Origin of the sequence: Fibrobacter sp. UWR2 (assembly GCF_002210285.1) — a bacterium.
GTDB lineage: Bacteria > Fibrobacterota > Fibrobacteria > Fibrobacterales > Fibrobacteraceae > Fibrobacter.
Genome location: NZ_MWQE01000006.1, coordinates 1 through 20,128, shown reverse-complemented (window position 1 = coordinate 20,128; position 20,128 = coordinate 1). Strand labels below are relative to the sequence as shown.

The window sequence follows — 20,128 nt, the reverse complement described above, 5'->3', positions numbered from 1 at the left end:
TATCAACCCCAAAGGTGTCCCCATGCATATCAAGAAAATCGTAACTGCCTTGACCATGTCCGCCCTATTGGGGCTTACATTCTCTGCCTGCGATGACAGCAGCACGGGCGCCGGCCCCGACGAACACGAAGGATTAACCTCCTCCTCCCAAAAGGTCTCATCCAGTTCCAGCAAGGTATCGTCCTCCAGTTCAAGGAAGGGTTCTTCCAGTTCCACAAAGACGATTTCCTCCAGTTCAAAAAAATCCGTTTCCAGCTCCAGCAAGGCAAAATCTAGTTCCAGCGCAAGGTCTTCGAGTAGTGCGAAATCCTCGTCCAGCGCCAAGTCGTCGTCTAGCAAGGCACTTTCTTCCAGTTCAAAGACACCCTCCTCGTCCAGCATCGTACTTTCCTCCAGCTCCGCGAAGTCAAGTTCCAGCGCAAAATCATCCAGCAGCATCGAGTCGTCCAGTTCCAGCGCGCAACCCGTTTGTACAGAAAACGCCCATAAGGTCGAGTACATCTCGGAAAACGTCATCGAGCTTCTGAATTGCTCAAAAGGCCTATGGATGCTCGAGAACATTATGGAATGTTCCGCCGACAATATCGGCGTAATAATCGGCTGGACAATCCCCCTACAATGCACCAGCAACGGCTGGCAAGAAGCCGTGCTGGAATGCACTGCAGAAAATGAAGGTGCAACCAGGGTCGTACCTTCAGTCGGCTACGAGATCTGTCAGGGCGGCGAGTGGGTACTCGAGACCATGCCCAAAGAATTCCAGAGCCGTAAACTGCGCTAGCGCCTTTTCCCGTAATAAGCACCGCGGGCCGTCGGCCTGCCATTCACCTTACGCCCCTTGAGGTCGTAGGTGTGCTCCGTCTTGAATTCGCCGGTACGGGTATTGATATGCCCGATGACAGTCGTGCGTTCCACGCCATCATCGCCATCTTCCACAAGCACAACCTTCATCCGCTCGTAAGGCGTATCTTCTACAGGTTTCGCGCCCAGGTCGCGATACATATCAATCGCGTATCTTCTAGACTTGTTGGAGGCTTTCTCAACTAGATAGCCACGTAGCGGGCGAACCATCGTTCCATCAACAGCCCGTACAAAGTCGCCTATATTGATAGACTGCGTCTTGTCTGCCGAGAATCCCCAGATATACCCAAGTTCGGGATCGCCCACATTCCACTGCGTCTTCGACAGTGTGCCGCGGAATTCCCAATCGCCTTGACGGACAATCGGCTCCTCGGTCGCTTTCAGGGTTGTCGAACCATAGAACGAAAGATTTTCACCGGTTAGACGGACTATGTAGGGAGTGTAAGCCTTGAGCGAGCCATCAAGTGAATAGCACGTATCGCACCACGCATACTTCATGCGCACCATCTTGTTACCCCTTTCGTCAAGGCCAATGCCCACAAACTCAAGCACCGCACTCCAGCCACCGACATTATACCCATCAATATCGAACGGCAGGGTGATAGTGGAATACCCGCTGGTCGAGAACGAACGATTGTACACGACCGCATCGACATCGATATCATCAGGAATTGCAATAGTATCATCACCAAGGTATGCACCATCGATAATAGCGATAGTCGAATCAATCGTCTGGACAACAGTAACCGCGGCATACTTTGTAATCGTGCTTGCCTTGACTACCGCCACATTCAGGTTAAGTCCCTCGAGGCTCTCGCTCGTATTGGAAGCAAACGAGAATGTCATGACATTGCCGCTGCTGATATGGAAACCCACATCCGACTGTTCCCCGCTCGCCCTGAAAAGTTCCTTTCCGTCGCGGTCGCCATCATAGGCGACAAAGACATCCCCGTCACGCTCCGTGACCACGCTTCCCGTCACCTCGAAAACATAGCCCTCCGGAGCACTCATTACAAGGAATCCTGCAGCACCGTTGCTGTAATCGCCATCCCTGCCACCGTCGTCATAGACCTTGAACGACTTTATCCCATCGGGTATCGTAGCATTGATCGTACCGGTCTTGGGCATTACAATCTCATAGACGACATCATCGTCATAGATATAAGCGAAGCTCGGCACGACATTCACCTTCTGCGAAGGCATGGCGAAGGTAGCAAAATTATTGGAATACCAGTTGCCACCATTCATTTCTATAGTTTCCCCATCCAGGCCCGTCACACTGATATGGTGGAGTATATAGTCGCCATCCGGTTCCGCCGTCAGGGATACCTCGGCACCCTCTGTAGCAGAGACATTGTCGCAATCAACCATCCCGTCATAAGATCTCGCTATTATCACGTTCTGCGGAAGGACCGATACGGTAAAGTCCAGGCCCTCGCCGACAGACGAACCCGCATAGAAATGCACCTTGAGTTTATTGGACAAGGTGGTCTGCGCCCCTTCATTCTCATCGGCATAGAAGTTTCCATACATAATGGTATAGCCATCATCCTCGATATAGAAGCTGGAATAGTATCCCAGGGACCAGGAACCGGACACCTTAAACACATAGCCTTCAGGTGCAATCAATTCTAACGTTCCGTCGACACTCCTGCTGTAATCCCAATCCTTGCCGCCATTGTCGTAGAGCTTGAACGATGTCACGCCTTCCGGAATTTCAAAGGACACTTCGCCCTTTAACGGCATCTCGGCGAAGAGCCCGCCCGCGGCAGTCCACTTGTTGGTATAATCACAGGTCACCACCACATCTTCTGCAGGCATGACAAACGAAGCCGTCATGTCCGTAATCCAGGAACCTCCGGTCACATTTATCCTTTTCCCTTGGGCGTCCACCACGCTTATCCTGTTCAGCAGGTAACCCTCAAGCGGCGAGGCCGTCAAATGAATCGTATCCCCAATTATGGCCTCGGCCTTGTCGCTCTCCACCGAGCCTCCAGTAACACCGGCAATGGTTATGGAATGCTTCTTCGCTTCTTCGACATTCACCGTCAGTTCAAAACCGGGCTTAACTGAATATTGCGATTCAATAGTAATGAGCATGGTATGATTTGTCGTCGAATATGAACCGATATCGGTAGATTCACCGCTCGTTTGCAGCAAGAGATTCTCCTCGACATTGTCACCGCCATCGTAAATGTACAGGTAGTCACTGTTCTGCGCGGTATTCATGCTTCCCGTCACCTGCATGACATATCCTTCGGCGGCAATCAACCTAAGGGCGTCGAAAGTCGAATAACTCAAATTACCATAATCGCCATCCTTGCCGCCATGGTCATAAACCTTGAACGAGGTGACACACTTGGGAATAATGACCTCCGTCCACATATTTTCAACCATATCGATGAAAAGGCCGTCTTCCGCGGTATGTTTCTTCTTGAAACTCGGCGTGACCGTCACATCGGCATAGGGCATCCTGAACCAGGCCGTATCGCCAGAATACCAGTGCCCTCCCTGCAATTGCAATGTATCCCCCAAGCCGCTTACAACCGCAAGGCTATCCAGGATATATCCGTCCTCGGGAACTATGGACAGGGCAATATCCGTATTCTGCAGGGAACTGTCAACATCGCACTCTACGCTACCGCCAGTCGTGTTGACCACCGTTATCGCATGCATAACCGAGGCGTCATGGACGTTCACCCTGAAAGCGAAGCCCGAACGGTTTTCGCTTTCATCGGAACGGAAGGCAACCTTCATGTAATAATTGGTCCCGAAATACGTTCCGATATCGGTCTGTTTGCCAGAGCCTTCAAAAATACAGTTATAATCGTATTCCGCATCGCAGATCTTCACGGAATCGTGAGAGGCCTGGGTATCCATGGAACCGGAGATTTCAAACAGCCTGCCATATGCTACCATGACAAGAGAACCGTAAGCCCGGTCTCCATAGTTGCCGCTCTTGCCGCCATCGTCATATACCATGAACGAAGTCACGCTATAGGGAATTACCGCCTCCAACCCCCCCTCCAGCGGCAGGTTGATATACAGCCCGTCTTCCGCAGAAGTCTTCTTCGAGAACACCGGAGTCAGCACAACATTTTCATCCGGCATCGTGAAACGGGTGGAATTGTTGTCCGAATACCAGTAGTCATTTTCCGCCTCTACGAGACCTCCGCTAGAGCCTTCCACCTTGATGCTATCCAGAACATACCCTTCCTGGGGATACGCATAGAGATGTATTTTTTCGCCCATCAGGGCCTTTTCCTCGTAACATTCCAGGACACCCCCTTCTGCGGAGGCAACCATTATGGAATGTTCTACCGGAGGATCGATGACGGAAACAGTCAGGTCAAGGCCATCCAGGGCGACTTCGCTATCGACCTGGAACTGGACAGTCAGCACGTTGCCCGTAGATACAACCGGCCCGACACTAACCGCCTGATTCCGCTCCGAGTCATATATAAGCACCGTCTTATTGGTATCCCCGTCAAAAACGCCAAGGTAACAATAGTGGTCCTTTGTCACGGTTCCCGTCAACGCAAAGACCTTACCTTCGGGAGCCGTCAATTCGAGAGTTCCTTTGGCACCGATGCTATACGGCCCGTCTTTACCGCCGTCATCATAGACCTTGAACGACGAGACATTGGCCGGGATGGTCGCCTTGACCATACCCTTCCTAGGCATATCGATATGGAGGTTCCCTTCGCTCGTCAGCTTGTCCGTGAACACGGGCGTCACCGAGACATTCTTGGAAGGCATCACCATCGTAGCGACATTGCCCAGATACCACCGGCCGCCACTCATCCAGACAGAATCACCGTCCGCATCGACAACCGCCACCCTATCCAGAAGATAATTGTCTGCCGGAGAAGCGGTCAACGTAATCGTCTTGCCCGCGACGGACTTCTTGGCGCTGGCCACCATTGTTCCGCCCTCTACCGTAGCAACCGTTATCGTATGCTCCGTAGTCGCCTCGAAGACTTCCACATCCAAATCCAATCCGGATGTCACCGAAGAGCCGTCCGAGTGGAAGTAAAGCGTCATGCTCCTGCCGGTGCTGGCAACCGGATCGATCTCCGTGCCGTTCCCGCTGGCCCTATACAGAAGGGCCTCGCCATCTCTACCCGCTCCGTCCAAGATTGTCAAAGCATCGTACGGGCCATAGGCATCAATCGTGCCCTTCACCAACAGGACATAGCCCTGCGGGGCAGTCAAGGCCAGATATCCATCGGCGTTATAGCCATAGTCACTGTCCTTCCCGCCATCGTCATACACCTTGAAAGACGTCACGCCGTCAGGAATACTTATTGTCCTCATTCCAAAATTCGGCATATCGACATAGAGACCTTCCTGTATCGAGCGCTTGTTCGTGAATGTCGGCCACGCATACACATCAGAATAGGGCATCTTGAAGGTCGCCTTGTTTCCATTCATGGAGACATCCAAGTACTCGTCCGTCGACCAGTTCGTGACATTCGTATACCATACAAAATAGCCCGCCTGCGGCGTCGCAGTCAGCGTAACGGTCTCGCCATACCTAGCCTCAGTCTTGTCGCTAGAGATAGTTCCATTCTCGTCATCAGAAACAGATATCTCGCGCAATTCCTTCGCGTCAACGATTTCGACATACAAGCTGAGTCCACTATGCGTTTTTCTTTCGTTCGACCTGAAGTAGAGCGTGACCGTATTGCCCGAAGTAGCAATTTCCCTTATACGGGCATTTTCCTCCACGTAATTTTTCCACAGGAGCTTGCCGGTTCTTTCCCCATCATAGATAAACAGCGAATCCTTCATCGCCTCTGCAATGAAATCGCCCGACATGCGCAGTATACGATTTTCGGGAACCGTTATGGTAAGGTATCCAGCGGAAGAATTGCTGTAGTTGTTGCTTTCGCCGCCATCGTCATACACGCGGAAAGACGTCACTGCGTCAGGAATGGTAACGGTCTTCGTTCCCAGCGTGGGCATATTGATAAAGAGCCCATCGCCAGCAGAGAGCTTGTCAGAGAATATCGGCTGGATGGTCACATCGGAAAGCGGCATCTCGAACGTCGCTATGTTCCCGTCAAACGAGAACTTCACCTTTGACCCGTAACTGTCGACAGCACTCAACCCGCTGAATATGTAGCCCGACTCCGGCCTTGCTGTCAAGGTTACCACCTCGCCATGCTTTGCGCTTGCCTTGTTCGTGCTTATAGTCCCGCCTTCAACTTCAATCGCCAGGATAGTATGCGGCAAGGCAAGGTTAATGCTCCTCACCAGCAAGTTGAGTTCAGAATAGTCATAGCACGAGCCCGCATCGAAATGCACCGTCATCACGTTTGCAGAACTGGCTACGGTTCCTATCCCGGAGCCCTCCTCCTGGCTCTCCAGAATCTTGCCACCCGTCCCTTCGCCCTCGTAGAAGAGCAACTCGCCGCATTCCGAACTGAGATACGCAGAACCGGTCACCAGCAGCACGTGGTTTTCGGGAGCTTTCAAAACGAGATTGCCGTTCGCGTCCCTAGAAGTGTAATTATCTTCGCCTTTATCGCCAAAAACCTTGAACGAGGTCACGCCATTCGGGATAGTCGCCTGGAGGGTTCCATTCTTCGGCATATTTATAAAGAGCCCGTCTTCGGCCGTAGTCTTGCTCACGAACTCGGGCGAAACCTCAATATCGGCATAGGGCATCGAGACTGTCGCGGAATTATTCGAGTACCACTTTCCACCATCCATCTTGACCGGGAATTCCGATGCGCCTGTCACCTCCATGTTCCATAGGAGATAGCCCGTTTCCGGTGTCGCCGTCAGGGTAACGCTCTCGCTGAATGCCGCGGTAGCCTTGTTCGTCGAGACAGTTCCATTTTCGGCCTCGTTGACCTGAACCGCAAACTTCTTTTTCAAATTCAGATTCAGGATTCTAAAATTCAATCCACCATCTGTCCAGCATTCACCCGAATGGAAATGGATCGTCATCGAGTTTGAAGAACTTGCCAACGCCTCTATATCATAGGAATAGCTCGTATTAGACTCAAACAAGACCTTTCCCACCAAAGCAGCACCATCGTATACCGTGAACCCGGCACAGTTCGGATTGAGCCAGACATAACCCGTCAGCAGCAGGGCGTGATTTTCGGGAGCCTTCAATACGATATTTCCGTTTGCATCCTCAGAGTAGTAATCGTACTCGCCACCATCGTCGTAGACCCAGAACGAATCTACTTCTGCCGGGATAAAGGCCGTGAACGTTCCTTCTTTAGGCATGTTTAGAGAGAGGTCGTACGCGACATCGTTTATTAGTGCAAACTCCGGCGTCACGGAAACATCCGAATAGGGCATCGTCAAAGTAGCAGTGTTGCCCGAATACCATTTTCCGCCATTGACCTTTACGGATTTTCCCCACGCATTAGTTGCATTCACATTCCAAAGGACATATCTCGAATCCGGAGTCGCAGTCAACAGGACGGTATCACCCCGTAGAGCCGAACTCTTGTTGCTAACTAGGCTTCCCCCGTCGGCAGCAAGAACCTCCAGGGAATGCGGCACGCTCGGATCCGGAAAATCGACAACAATATCTATACCCGAATTGGTACTGCCCCCGTCCGAATGAAAATACAGCTTTATCTCGTTACCCGTACTGGAAAGCGGCCCAAACTCCACGAAACCGTCCGCACTGTCCAGAAGACGGTTTCCCGTTTCCAGGTCGCCTTCGTAAATAGTCAGGTAGTCATAGCCGCTCTCCGATGTAAGCGAACCGTTTAACTCGAACTTCTTCCCTGTAGGAGCAATCAAGACAAGATAAGCGTCCGCATCATTACTGTACTCTTCGTCTTTTCCACCGTCGTCGTACACCTGGAACGAGACGGCTTCATCGAGAATAAGAGTGTCGGTCCCTGTTACAGGCATTTTGACATACTTTTTGCCGGACTCCGAATCCGTCAGTAAAGTCAGTTGCCTTGCACTCGCCGTCACAACGAGAGCAAAAAACAGGCATAACAGGAAAAACACATGAAATCTTGTTTTCATGTCCGACCTACCTTTTTTAAATAGGCTGCTTTTGCAAACATCATAATAAATCTATAGCAATCAAAAAGGAAAGTCAAGTATCCGTCAACATTTATTTTCAAATAAGAAACCATCGAGAGCCTCCTAGACACTCTCGATGATTATGAAGACAGGGTCCCCAGCGCCGAACTCGAAGCCGCGAAAGATAAATACCCGATATAGATTAAATATTTTTTATACAAAAAGCGCCCCGTTTACACGAGGCGCCTTTCTTTTGCAAGTCAGATTATGCTAGTCCAACTCGCCACCCCACGAATTCGGCTCGTCCGATTCTTCGCTATTTTGCAACAGGCATGCGCCAAAATTAAGACGGATTTCTTCCATTTCTGGAGCCACATATTCTTTTTTCTGTTTCATTTCGTTTTCCATTTTCAATCCTCCCTTACTTTACAATCTTCTTTTTACCGTAGTACATGCCGCGTGCAGCCGGCTTGCCATTCAGCTTGCGGCCCTTCAGGTCGTAATTACGTTCCATCGTAAATTCGCCCGTGCGGGTATTTATGCGGCCAATAACCGTTGTCTGTTCTTCGCCACCATCCTTCGGACGGTCGACAATCACAACTTCCATCTCGTTCGGAATAGACGCATCTACGGCAGCAGGCGTTGCAGCCGCACCCAGGCCCCTTGCATACGATGCAGGATTCTTGATGATATAGGCACGCAAGGCCCTAATCCACGCACCCGACGCGACCTTCACAAACTGCCCCGGAGAGACCCCTTCGCCGCTACCCGCAGCAAATCCGTAAACCTTGCCAAGATCCTCATGGCCATCGTACCACTCTATCCTACCCAAGGTTCCACGGAATTCCCATTCTCCGACCTTGGTAACGGGTTCCACAGTCGGCTGTAGCACTACAGCGCCATGGAATACAAGTGACGTTGCAGACAGCTGCACAAGATAGGGAGTATTCGCCTGTAGTTCATCATCCACTCGATACATCACAACCTGTTTCTTGCCTGTTTCCGGATTAATTTCAATACCGCCAAACTCAGCTACATCGGCCAAGCCATCAATCTTGTTGCGAGCAATGCCGAAGGGCAGGGTAAGCGTCGAATACGCGGAATTGCCACTGACGCGGAACTCGCGATTCAGCACGACCGTATCGACCGGAATCTCCATCGGGATGTCAATATCGTCATAATCATCATAGTTGCCGTCAATTGTCGCCACCATTTTACCCTCTTCGTCTTCTTTGACGCCGACAGCCGCATAATGAACCGACTTCACGAGCGACATAGTCAAATCGAGACCGGAGTATGTCTAGGCGCTATAGCACTCCTTATCATTATCGCATCCCCGGAACCTCAATTGCATGTAATCGCCCATAATGGTACCGACATCAGTTGCGAGGCCTTCTCCCGCACTGGCTATCTCATGAGTAGTATAATCTCCATTACTTCCAACTTCAACTACAAGGCGACCACCCGCTGATGCCGTCATGGAACCCGTCAGCTTAAAGGCGTATCCATCGGGAGCATGCATATAGAGTTCTCCGTTAACAGGCGTAATATAATTGCCATCACTACCACCATCATCGTATATCTTGAACGACTTGACATTACCAGGAATTGATGCATACAAGCTATTCCATTCGTTGCGCGGCATATTGATAAACAAGCCATCCTCTGCAGTAAGATTATCCGTAAATGCCGGGATAACCGTAATATTGGTCGAAGGCATGGTAAACGACGGATTACCGTAATTGTACCATGTCGCTCCAAGCTCTACAACGGAATTGCCATCAGTATCCTCAACACGGATGCCTTCCAAAATGTGGGTCGCATCGGGGCGAATTTCAAGGCCAATGGTCTGCCCGGCAATAGCTTCTTCCTTATCGCTAGAAACAGTTCCTCCAACAGCATCAGCAATCGTAACCGTATATTTCGTAGCAACACCGCCAACAGTCACCTTCAAATCAAGATCTTCGCAGCGGTTGTAGGATATCGTTACCGTGTCGCCGGTACTCTGATACTGCCCTATATCTGTTGACTGATAGCCCCAATAGTATCTATCCTGCGGAGGATATTCCGTCCATTCTATCTGTCCGTCATGGATATTCAAGTACGAATCCGAAGAAATACTTCCCGCAATCAAGAATCCACTTCCGTTAGTAGAAGCAAGTTCAATGATATTATCACTATAATCGCTTGTGCAATGATATTCATCCACATCGGCTGCATAGAGCTTGAACGAAGTCACCCCTTCGGGCACAGTAAACTGCATCGCATTTCCGCCAGACGGCATCCTTATATAAAGCCCGCCTTCGGCAGTCAGGTTATCCGTAAACTGGGGCGTCACCGTAACAGCATCGTTCGGCATGACAAACGTTACGGTATTATCCGCATCCCACGTTGGCTCGCTCGTCTTTACAGGACTATTTTCCGAGTCCACAACATTGACTCCGGTAAGAATGTAGCCCGTCGCCGAATGAGCCGTCAATGTCACCGTTTCACCAGGATAAGCTGTTGCCTTGTCGATGGAGGCTGTTCCACCAGCATAATTGCCCAAAGCGACCTCGTGTGCCTCAGCCGCAACAAGCGTCACAACCAACTGCATATCTGCCGGATTTCCAAAGTCCTTTCCCATCATAGAGCTACATGAAAAATCTAGAGTCATCACATTTCCAGAACTCGTCACAGTCGTAACATTCTTCGTTCCGCCCATATATTCAGAATTAACCGCACTAATTACAGATGCAGAAGCATCGCCATCGTGAATAGACAGTCTCGCTATCGCCATATAACGACCAGTTATTGAACCCAAAGCCTGCAATCTATACCCAATGGGCGCCCTCAATACAAGATGTCCATCCGCACCCAAGACACTGCTCGCATTCAATCCACCATCATCATAGACCTTGAACGAGGATACACCTTCAGGTATATCTACGGTCATATCCCCCGACGCAGGCATATTGACAAACAGCACAGACGAGGTCCAGTTATCTGTAAAGATAGCCTCCGCATTAACATCCGAATAAGGCATCGTAAATGTCGCCGTATTCGATGTCGCCCATGTACCGCCGGTCACCTTCTTGGAATTTCCATTTGCATCCGTAACACGTATTTCCTTTAGCAAATAGTCGCTCCTTGGAACCGCGGTCAATGTAACAGTTTCACCCGTAGCCGCAGTTGACTTATCCGAAGAAACGGTTCCCCTTAGGTTATTATAGGTAAGTGCTATTGCATGCTCTATAGAGGCATCCACAAGTTCTACAGTCAAGTCTAAACCTTCAAACGCAGTTCCACTATAACTTGTATTGAACATCAATGTCATGACACGGCCCGTGCTATAATACGTTCCTACATCTTTCTCGTACCCGCTCAAGCTATTCAAAAGGATTTCACCAGATTTATCTCCGTCAATAATACGCAGATAATCATTGTCCGAACCAGTAGATACCGTACCCGACACACGGAATACATATCCTTCGGGAGCAGTCATCACAAGATATCCGGTTCCACCCTCTTTAGTATATTCGCCGTCCGCACCGCCATCATCGTAAACCTTGAATGAGGTCACGCCGGCAGGAACAACGACATTTAAGTCATTCCATACAGGCATGTTTACCGACAATCCGGTAAAGTCATTTGTAAATGTCGGAGAAACCGTCACATACATGGCAGGCATATAGAATCCGGCCTGATTTTCCGAATACCACTTGCCATTTTCGACCTCTACAGAATTTCCAAGTGAATCCGTCACATCAACGGACGAAAGCAAATAACCATCGTTAGGCGTTGCCGTCAAATGAATCCATTCCCGAACGGTAGCAGATGTAGGATCGCTTTCAATAGTTCCGCCAACAATATTTTCTGCAATTCTAACAGAATGCGACGTAGTTGCATCTATAAGCGTCACTGTTAAATCAAGATCATCGTTGGGATCATCAGATTCATATCTCAGTTTAATCTGTGAATATTGAGAGACAATCGTTTCCTTGTCTGTACCGCAATAACCCCAGGCACAATAATCTCCATACTCACCGTTTTCTTCTATTGACAAAATCCCAGAAAGGTCATCCGTCAACCCACTTACTTGAAGGACATACCCATCTGGGGCCTGCAATTCTATCCAGCCGCGACCCCAATAGTCGTTAAAATTATCACGATATATCTTGAATGACGACACTCCATTGGGGACAAACACTTTTAATCTGCTGTTGTCCGTTGGCATAACCACATAAAGTCCCCCCGCCACAGTGAGGTTATCTGTAAATCGCGCCGTCACGGAGACATCCTTGTTAGGCATAACAAAACTAACCTCGTTGCCAGAATACCAATGTCCACCATTTACTTCAACCGGGGAATTGTCATCTGTTCCAACAACATCAACACGGCTCAACAGATAACCCGTTTCAGTCGACACATCCATTTCCACAGTTTCACGATATTGCGCAGATGTCGGCCCAGTCAATGTTCCTCCCGTTGTCGGGAGATATGTTATCGTAAGAGGTGGCGGAGCATCAAGGACAGACACAGTCAATTCAAAGCCCGCGGCAGTTCCATAATTGGCTTCAAACTCTATTGTCACTACATTTCCGATGCTTTGAACGGGGTCAATAGCAGTCCATGTCGAACGATACCATCTGTCCAAAAGTCTTTCACCGCTATCGTCGCCATTGTAAATGGTAAGTTAACCATCGCCATCCTTTCCATTATCATACATTTGCCCATAACCCATTACTTGGAGAACTTTTCCTTCGGGCGCAATCAATTCCAACCATCCGCTGGCACCAGTATAATTTCCATCTCTACCGCCATCATCGTATAATTTGAACGAAGAAACCCCACTCGGAATCGTTATTTGTTCTGAACCATTTGCGGGCATATTGACATAAAGCCCTCCCGCCGCAGAAGGTGTTGTCGCATAATCAGGCGTAACAGTCACATCTGAATAAGGCATTGTAAATGTGGCAGCGCTGCTTGTATACCATGTTCCACCTTGGACACTGATTGCGGATCCATTCTCATCAGCAACATCGATTCTGTTCAGCCAAGTATTCGCATTCAAGTCCACGTCCAGTTCAACGGTTTCTCCCAACATGGCTGTAGCCTTATTGCTAGTAACCGTTCCGCCTTGCAAATTCGCGATATCAATATTATGTTGTGTAGAATAGTTTACCAATGAAACTTTCAAATCAAGACCGGAATAATTAGAACCTCCATCGGAACGGAAATTAATAGTTATGGTACGTTCTTCACTAGCAATGTTTCCAATATCAGTACTTCCGCTCAAATCATCTAAAAGAGTATTTTTGTCTTCATAAATATTCAGATAATCCCAACCACGTTCTGTATTAATCGTCCCTGTAACCAAGAACGTGTAGTTTTCTGGCGCAGTCAGTACAATAGAACCATTGGCACCATCGCTATAATTCTCATTTTTACCACCATCGTCATAAACATTGAATGAAGCAACACCCGCAGGAATTGTTATTTCCATAGTTCCGTCAACAGGCATATTAACATACGCCCCACCCTCTGCTGTAATGAGATCTACAAATATCGGCGTTACAACAACATTACTATAAGGCATAATAAACTTCACCGTATTGTCATTAGCGTACCACACGACATCCGATGTTTTCACAGCATTTCCGTTTTCATCAACAACAGAAACACCTCCTATAAACTTGCCGCTGTTTGGCGTTAATGTCAACGTAACTTCTTCCCCTAAGGCCGCAGATTCCTTGTCGCTAGCAATAGTCCCTGCTTCAGCAGTATTCAGAGTAATCGTATGAGGAGCAGTCTTGTCCACAAGAGTGACTGTCAAGTCAAGGCCCGCTTGTACAGAGCAATAACTTGAAGAGAATCTAATTGTCATCACATTTTCCGTGCTGACAACCGGCCCAACATCCTCATTCAAGCCTGTCTTTTCATCCAAAATTATGTAATTGGCACTAACGCCATCATACACCGTAACATAACCACATCCGTCACTAGAATTCACAGTCCCCGACACAGCCAAAGAATACCCCATCGGAGCGGAAAGTTCCAAATATCCGTCTGTATAATCGCTGTGATTTCCATTCTTACCACCATCATCATAAACCTTGAACGAAGTTACGCCTGCAGGAATGGAGAGATACTCTTTCCCCGATACCGGCATATTGATAAAAGCTCCGCTTTCCGCCGTGATACTTTCGGCAAATACGGCATTCACCGTAACATTGCTTAAAGGCATCACAAATGTTACTGTATTTCCAGAATACCAAGTTCCTCCCGTTACCTCCACTGGTTTTCCATCCTCATCGACAACGGAAACGCCACTTATAAATTTGTTTTCATCTGGAGTCAAAGTCAATGTCACAAGATCCCCAACATAAGCTGTCGCCTTATCACTGCTGACAGATCCACCCGATGCATCGCTAACCGATACCGCATGCGGAGTCGACGCATCAACAATAGATACGGTCAAGTCAAGACCGTCATCAGAAACGCCACCATCCGAATGAAAGTAAAGTGTCATAACATTTCCAAAACTGACAACAGGCCCAACGGAAATATTCGCACCCTCCACTCTCTCGATCAGTTTGTAACAACCCTGGTCGCATGAAGAAGCCGCATCCATATAACCGCTGTATACCGTAAGATAGTCATACCCCTGTTCTGTTTTCACTTTCCCAGATACCATCAAAGACAATCCTTCCGGAGCCTGCAAAACAAGATATCCCCAAGCACCATTACCGTAGTTTCCATCCGAACCACCATCATCATACACTTTGAACGAAGTTACGCCCGCAGGAATTTTGAAAGATGCTATTCCCGATACTGGCATATTGATAAAGGCATCGTCTTTACCGACAAACGAAGGCGTTACCTCAACACTACTATTGGGCATAACAAATGTCGCCGTGTTACCTGCGTACCAAACACCTCCAGAAACCGGCACAGATTTTCCGCCCTCAGCAACAACCATAGCGCCGTTTGACACATTGTTTTCGCCTGGAGTCAGCGACAACGTCACTGTTTCACCAACTTTCGCTGTCAACTTATCGCTGCTAACGGATCCTCCCGAAACGCTATTTAACGATATTGTATGTTGAGTAGACGCTTCAATAAGCGATATAGTCAATTCCAGACCGGAATTAGTCACACTCTCATCCGAATGGAAATACAGCGTAGCAAAAGCATTCGTGCTTGATAGTTCATCTAAATTATATACACCACTCTCCCCATTCAAAAGAATATCACTACCAACATCTCCATCGTAAACATACAGATAGTCCCATCCGCTTTCTGTGCTTATGGAACCCGTAATCTTCAGAAGATTTCCAGCAGGGGCCTTCAGCACAAGATACCCGTTCGCACTATTGCTATAATTTCCTAGATTACCATTATCGTCCTCGCCAAGGCCATCATCATACACCTTGAACGACGTCACGCCCGAGGGGATAACGAGTGTATCCGTCCCGGAGGTCGGCATATTGATGTACTGGCCATCATCGCCCGTCTGCAGCGAAACTTGACCGGCGTTTGCTATCGCGGCGAACACGGCGATAAGCATAAACACGAAAACACATGAAAACCCTTTTTCATGGAAAGCCGTCCTTTTTGACGTTGTTACAAAAATGTTACCCTAAACCTACAGAAATAAGGTTGCAATGTCAAGCATGTAGTATACAGAAAAATTCTGCATTTAGAATTAATGCAGAATTCAGCACTGCGTAAACTTTATTTTACACGCAATAATCGGCTATTTTCCGCGGCGCACGCCCATCGTGAAGGTGTCGTCGCGCTTGCCGACCGCCTTGCGGCCCGCCATCACCTTCCAGTCAAGCTTCGAGATGTATGCGCCCGTCCCGACGAGCCTTCCCTTGTCGCTGCGGCCATTCCATGCCAGGAACACCTTAGCAGGGTTAGTGCGGCAGTCCCCGTTAAATATCACGGGATCCGAGCAGGCGATCGAACCCTTGGCCTTGTTCACGAACTGCCCGAGCGTCGAGAAGTAGCTCACGTTCCATACAATCCTTATGGAATCGATGGAGACCGTATCGCTCGCCGTAAGGCCAAGTTCCTGCAAGTCGTAATTGAGCATCTGGCCAGGAAGTCCCGTCTGTTCGATAGCGTCCTTCAGCGACTGCTCCGGAGGAATCGCCATAGGAGTCACGCTGCTTTCCCACTGGGCCGTCTCTATGGCGCGCTCCTCGGTCAAGGTCACGAGCCCCGGCACATCTACCAACAGACGCTGCCCACCGATAATCCTCACCCAGGGGTTCGCGATGTGCGGAACGTTCCCGTTCAGGTCGCGAATCACGCCCGGCATAAGCCTCACGGAATCACCCACGGCAGGCAACACCGCCGTCTCATCGCCATAGAAATACAAGTCGTAGCGAACACCGTTCTGCATCCTCGTCATGCGCGGGACAACCATCTGCTGGGAGACTTCCTCACCCATGCGCCAAATCGTAAAGTCGAACATGTCAATAGCACCCAGGCTCGTATCTAGCGTCGCCTCGCTCAGCAACAGGGTCAGTGTCGTCAATTTATCCTTACCCGGCGTAACAATGGCGCTGAGCAGCACAGGCCCGATGCGGTCCTCGACGGTGCCGTTCATCGAAAGCGAAATCGAGTCGCCCTTGTCCTCGTCCCAATAGGTGTAATGGTAATGCAGGCCACCCTGGTACACGTCCTTGTTGCCGCCAGTAAATACCTTTTCCACAAGATTGTCCGCCGTGATTACGAGGTCCGACCCATTCTGGATCAGGCTCCTCACGTTCTCTACCGGCGTTGTCACATGCCATGCGGAATCCCCGAACGACCACGCCAGCGTATCGGGAATATCGGTATCGAACGGCTCGCTGAACGGTATGTACAGGCTGTCGGCAATGCCGTCGCCATCGCGGTCGTACATGTAGCCCTTGCCCGCATAGGGTACCGGCGGTTCCATCATGTTGATGCCGCCCCACACAAGCTTGTTCGCAACCTCGCTACCCGAAACCGTGAACGAGGCATCATTCACCGCCGCATATCCCATCACGTAGAATGTCGCATACCCTGTTGAATCGGTCGTGACACTTGTAATCGGCTGACCGTTCGCATCCAGGAACGAAAGCGAATCCGTCGTAGAGAGGTCTACCGTGATAATACAATCCGCGCAGACCTGCCCGATGTATGTCACCATTATCGTCACCGGGTAAGATACAAACGCCATGAGCGTATCCTTCGAGCCGTTGTTCTCGGGGAGCCCCATCCGTTCCAGGAGCAGGTTGTATCCAGTCGGGTCAAACGGTTCGCCAGCCGCATCGGCAAACGCGATATCGGGCAACGGGTACTCAGGCACCTCAAAGTAGACTTCCGAACTCTGGCTCGGGTCCGCCACAAGGTAGAACCGCAGCACATACATTCCCGGCGGCAGCGCACGCGCACGCACTATTGCAGCCGTATCGATAACGAAGCCCGCCATGTTCTCGCTGATATTGATACCACCGTAGTTCAGCCCAGGCTTGAGCGTCTCGCCGTCCTTCACCGCGTTCTGCCCGTACAGAATGAACACGGATTCCGCAAGCGTCGTATCCACCTTGCCCACGCTCGATATGTCGCAGGTCAGGTTCTCTTCCGTAAGAATCTGCAGAATCGTATACTCAATCGTACCATCGCTCGTCGGTTCCTCGACCGGGAAGTAGCGCTTTTCCGTCTGCAGGTTGATGGAGGTTCGCATCTTGAAGTTCGAACCCGTCGCGTTGCGTTCAGAGAAGAATATGTGGAACGGGTATATCTTTCCTTCCTCGAGCCCCATCGTATCAAGGTTCACCGCACCTTCCACCGGACTATGGCACCCGCCGATATCTACCGCAAGGCGGTTGTCGATAAACACCCATACGTCATCGTCACCGCGGAACTCGAAGTACTGGCCGGGAATGTACTGGAACTGTGCCGAGATCTTCATCGCGAAGCTGTAGTTGTGCCTACACCCGTTCACGTTCCAGTCGAACTTCGGGTTCTTCACCGTCTTCGCCGAATCCAGGTACTCGAAATCGTCCACCGGGTAGAATCCCGGATTAATCGTGTCGTTACAGTCGTCCTCGTTCGTGAAATCCGCGAGCCAGAAACCTTCCTCGTCAAGCGTGAGATCGATATCGCGGCATGTAGCGTTCGTGTATTCCTTGCCCGCGGCATCGGTCGCCACAACCTGCGGCACAAACCACTTCTCAATCTCGTGCGCGGCAGAACACTGGTACCACGGATAATCCAGCGAATCCACGCGAGCAGGGAGCCCGTTTACGAGCGTCGGCAGCACCATTCCCAGCACATGCCCACCACAAGTTTTGAGCGAATCCATTTCGCCATTCTGGTTCTTCCCCCAGATGGTCGTATACGGATTGCCGTTATAGATGCCGCCAAAGTCTACGTCGATATTGTCCGGGTACGATTCGCCGGCCCAGTCCAGCACCATCGCCGAAATCTTCATCTCCGGGCAACGCCCCAGGTGATTCGGGAACGCGACATCCAGGAGGGGCGCACTGCTCGAGACAGGATAAGGATGCACCCACACCGTATCGCGCACCTTGAGCACGGAATCCAGATACACGGCCTCACCCGCGGGCTTGTTCTCGCCCACTATACCCGACATCGAGTAGTAATCCATGCCGAACGTCTGCTTGAAATACACTTTCCACTCGTCAGTATGCTTGTAGTAGGTTCCTTCGTACCAGCCGCAGGTATCCTTCTGGCGGTCCATCGGCAGGGGGCCCATCTTTACCGTATCGTCCATCGATACAATCAGCATCGAGGGCGACATGTCGTCCCACGGCGAAAGCAGGCGGACAACCTTCGGTTCAAGCGGATAGTAGACAAAATCCTTCACGCCCATCGACGTGCTCGCGAACATCCATGTCTCGTAAATGCCGGCAGGGAAAAGGTCCGATGCGAGCGGACGGTCAGCCTCCTCGAAGTACGGGTGCTGAGGCCATTCGTTCTGGCCACGCAAAAGCTGGACTTGAGCCATGGTGGAATTCCACTTCGGGGAACTCACTAGCGTATCGTCAAAGCTAATCTCGCGCCAGTACTTGTACTTTCCATCGGCAGCAAGCGGCGTCGGCTGGTTCAGGATGTTGTTGCCAATCGTGATGTAGAAGGCGCTGTCACGGTAACTCGTGTTGCTACGCCACGGGTGGTAAACATGGAGCACGCGCGTCGGGTCGAAGCATTCACCCTTCGTGCCCATCGTGAGCGAGGCCTCGGGAGCAGCCGAAGTACCATCCACATAGATAGTATCACTTGCAGCAAGCGCCACCGAGAGGTCTATGGCCGCATCGGAATCTGCAGGCACGGCATACCACGGAGACTTATACCGAATAAAGTAAGCGCTCTGGACCGGATTCGACGACATCATCGTCGGAGTCACAGAACCGTAGAACCAGCCGCACTTGGAAGCTTCGCCGGGAATAAAGCGCATCAGCACGGAATCCGCACCGAAAATCATCTGCGGCAGCGACTTGTTGCCCCACGGACTCTTGAACCACACGATTTTCGAGCCTGGAGCCATGAACGACTTCTCGTAAGATCCATCCGCCTTCGTATAGAGCCATAGTTCCGTTTCGGTGCCGAAGAACTCGCCCATCCTGAACTCATTAGAACCCCATGGAACGCAATTGTTCTGGTTGTAGTTGTAGTCGGCAGTATTCGGGCACCCCTTGATATTGAAGCTCATCCATTCCTGGAAATCTGCCAGCGACTTGCCAACCCACGTGTAGGTGAACCAACCGTCGCCATCGGCCTTCATCATCGTCGTGGAAGTTGCATCGAAATGCGGGTTGTAATCGCCGCCCGCACCACCCAGAACATGCGGCACATAGTCACTTCTTGTCGCATCGTCCCGCCAAGGCGACTGGAAATGCAACGTAAGGTCGGCCCATGCGATGGAACCGAGCAAAAAAACAGCCAAAACACCCAAACACACGCGCTTCATACCAACTCCTTTAGCGCAGACATCAATTAACTAAAGTTAATATATATAATGTTAATTGAAATACCCCCAGAAAAGCGGGACTGTAGCCAAAAGCGTTGATGAGAACGCAATAGCCATGCATCGAAACTACCTTTTTACGAAGTAAAAAGACAGGAATAATCACGCTAGTGTGGACATTAATGGACAAAAAGCCCGCGGGATTGTCGGGGGTATAAAAAAAAAGCCCCGCTCGCCGTTTACGGCAAGCGGGGCGTGAATCCAGCGGCGCCCTACTCTCCCGGGCCCGGGGGCCAGGTACCATCGGCGAAG

At 50.3% G+C, this 20,128-nt stretch carries 7 protein-coding genes; 1 reads left to right on the top strand and 6 read right to left on the bottom strand.

Features of this window, described 5'->3' with window-relative positions; translation table 11 throughout:
* The first annotated feature begins 22 nt into the window (after nt 1-22).
* Nucleotides 23-778 carry a hypothetical protein gene (locus tag B7994_RS13930; RefSeq protein ID WP_144063821.1) on the top strand — a complete coding sequence of 252 codons (756 nt, stop codon included), beginning with the start codon at nt 23-25 and terminating at the stop codon, nt 776-778.
* Here the strand turns inward: B7994_RS13930 and B7994_RS09190 are convergent.
* The 6 genes from B7994_RS09190 to B7994_RS09170 form a co-directional block, all read right to left on the bottom strand.
* Complete coding sequence (locus tag B7994_RS09190; protein WP_088638167.1) at nt 775-7,746, bottom strand: hypothetical protein; 6,972 nt, start codon at nt 7,744-7,746, stop codon at nt 775-777. The two genes, B7994_RS13930 and B7994_RS09190, sit on opposite strands and share 4 nt — an antisense overlap.
* A gap of 390 nt (nt 7,747-8,136) precedes the next feature.
* Entirely contained in the window at nt 8,137-8,262 is a 126-nt protein-coding gene (locus B7994_RS14355; protein ID WP_255396912.1) for a hypothetical protein, read from the bottom strand.
* Between the two features lie 25 nt (nt 8,263-8,287).
* Nucleotides 8,288-9,142, bottom strand: a complete 855-nt coding sequence (locus B7994_RS09185; protein ID WP_088638166.1) for a hypothetical protein — start codon at nt 9,140-9,142, stop codon at nt 8,288-8,290.
* Between the two features lie 24 nt (nt 9,143-9,166).
* Nucleotides 9,167-12,439 (bottom strand): hypothetical protein, encoded by a 3,273-nt coding sequence (locus B7994_RS09180; RefSeq protein WP_144063820.1) that lies wholly within the window; start codon nt 12,437-12,439, stop codon nt 9,167-9,169.
* 102 nt (nt 12,440-12,541) lie between these two features.
* Nucleotides 12,542-15,415 carry a hypothetical protein gene (locus tag B7994_RS09175; protein ID WP_088638164.1) on the bottom strand — a complete coding sequence of 958 codons (2,874 nt, stop codon included), beginning with the start codon at nt 15,413-15,415 and terminating at the stop codon, nt 12,542-12,544.
* A gap of 189 nt (nt 15,416-15,604) precedes the next feature.
* A complete protein-coding gene (locus B7994_RS09170) occupies nt 15,605-19,819 on the bottom strand; it encodes a fibro-slime domain-containing protein (protein ID WP_088638163.1) in 4,215 nt (1,404 codons plus the stop codon).
* Between the last annotated feature and the right edge of the window lie 309 nt (nt 19,820-20,128).

Excerpts from the sequence above, each read along its gene's own strand:
- B7994_RS13930 (WP_144063821.1), top strand. The coding sequence starts at position 23 with ATGCATATCAAGAAAATCGTAACTGCCTTGACCATGTCCGCCCTATTG.
- B7994_RS09190 (WP_088638167.1), bottom strand. The coding sequence starts at position 7,746 with ATGCCTGTAACAGGGACCGACACTCTTATTCTCGATGAAGCCGTCTCG.
- B7994_RS14355 (WP_255396912.1), bottom strand. The coding sequence starts at position 8,262 with ATGAAACAGAAAAAAGAATATGTGGCTCCAGAAATGGAAGAAATCCGT.
- B7994_RS09185 (WP_088638166.1), bottom strand. The coding sequence starts at position 9,142 with ATGTCGCTCGTGAAGTCGGTTCATTATGCGGCTGTCGGCGTCAAAGAA.
- B7994_RS09175 (WP_088638164.1), bottom strand. The coding sequence starts at position 15,415 with ATGCTTATCGCCGTGTTCGCCGCGATAGCAAACGCCGGTCAAGTTTCG.
- B7994_RS09170 (WP_088638163.1), bottom strand. The coding sequence starts at position 19,819 with ATGAAGCGCGTGTGTTTGGGTGTTTTGGCTGTTTTTTTGCTCGGTTCC.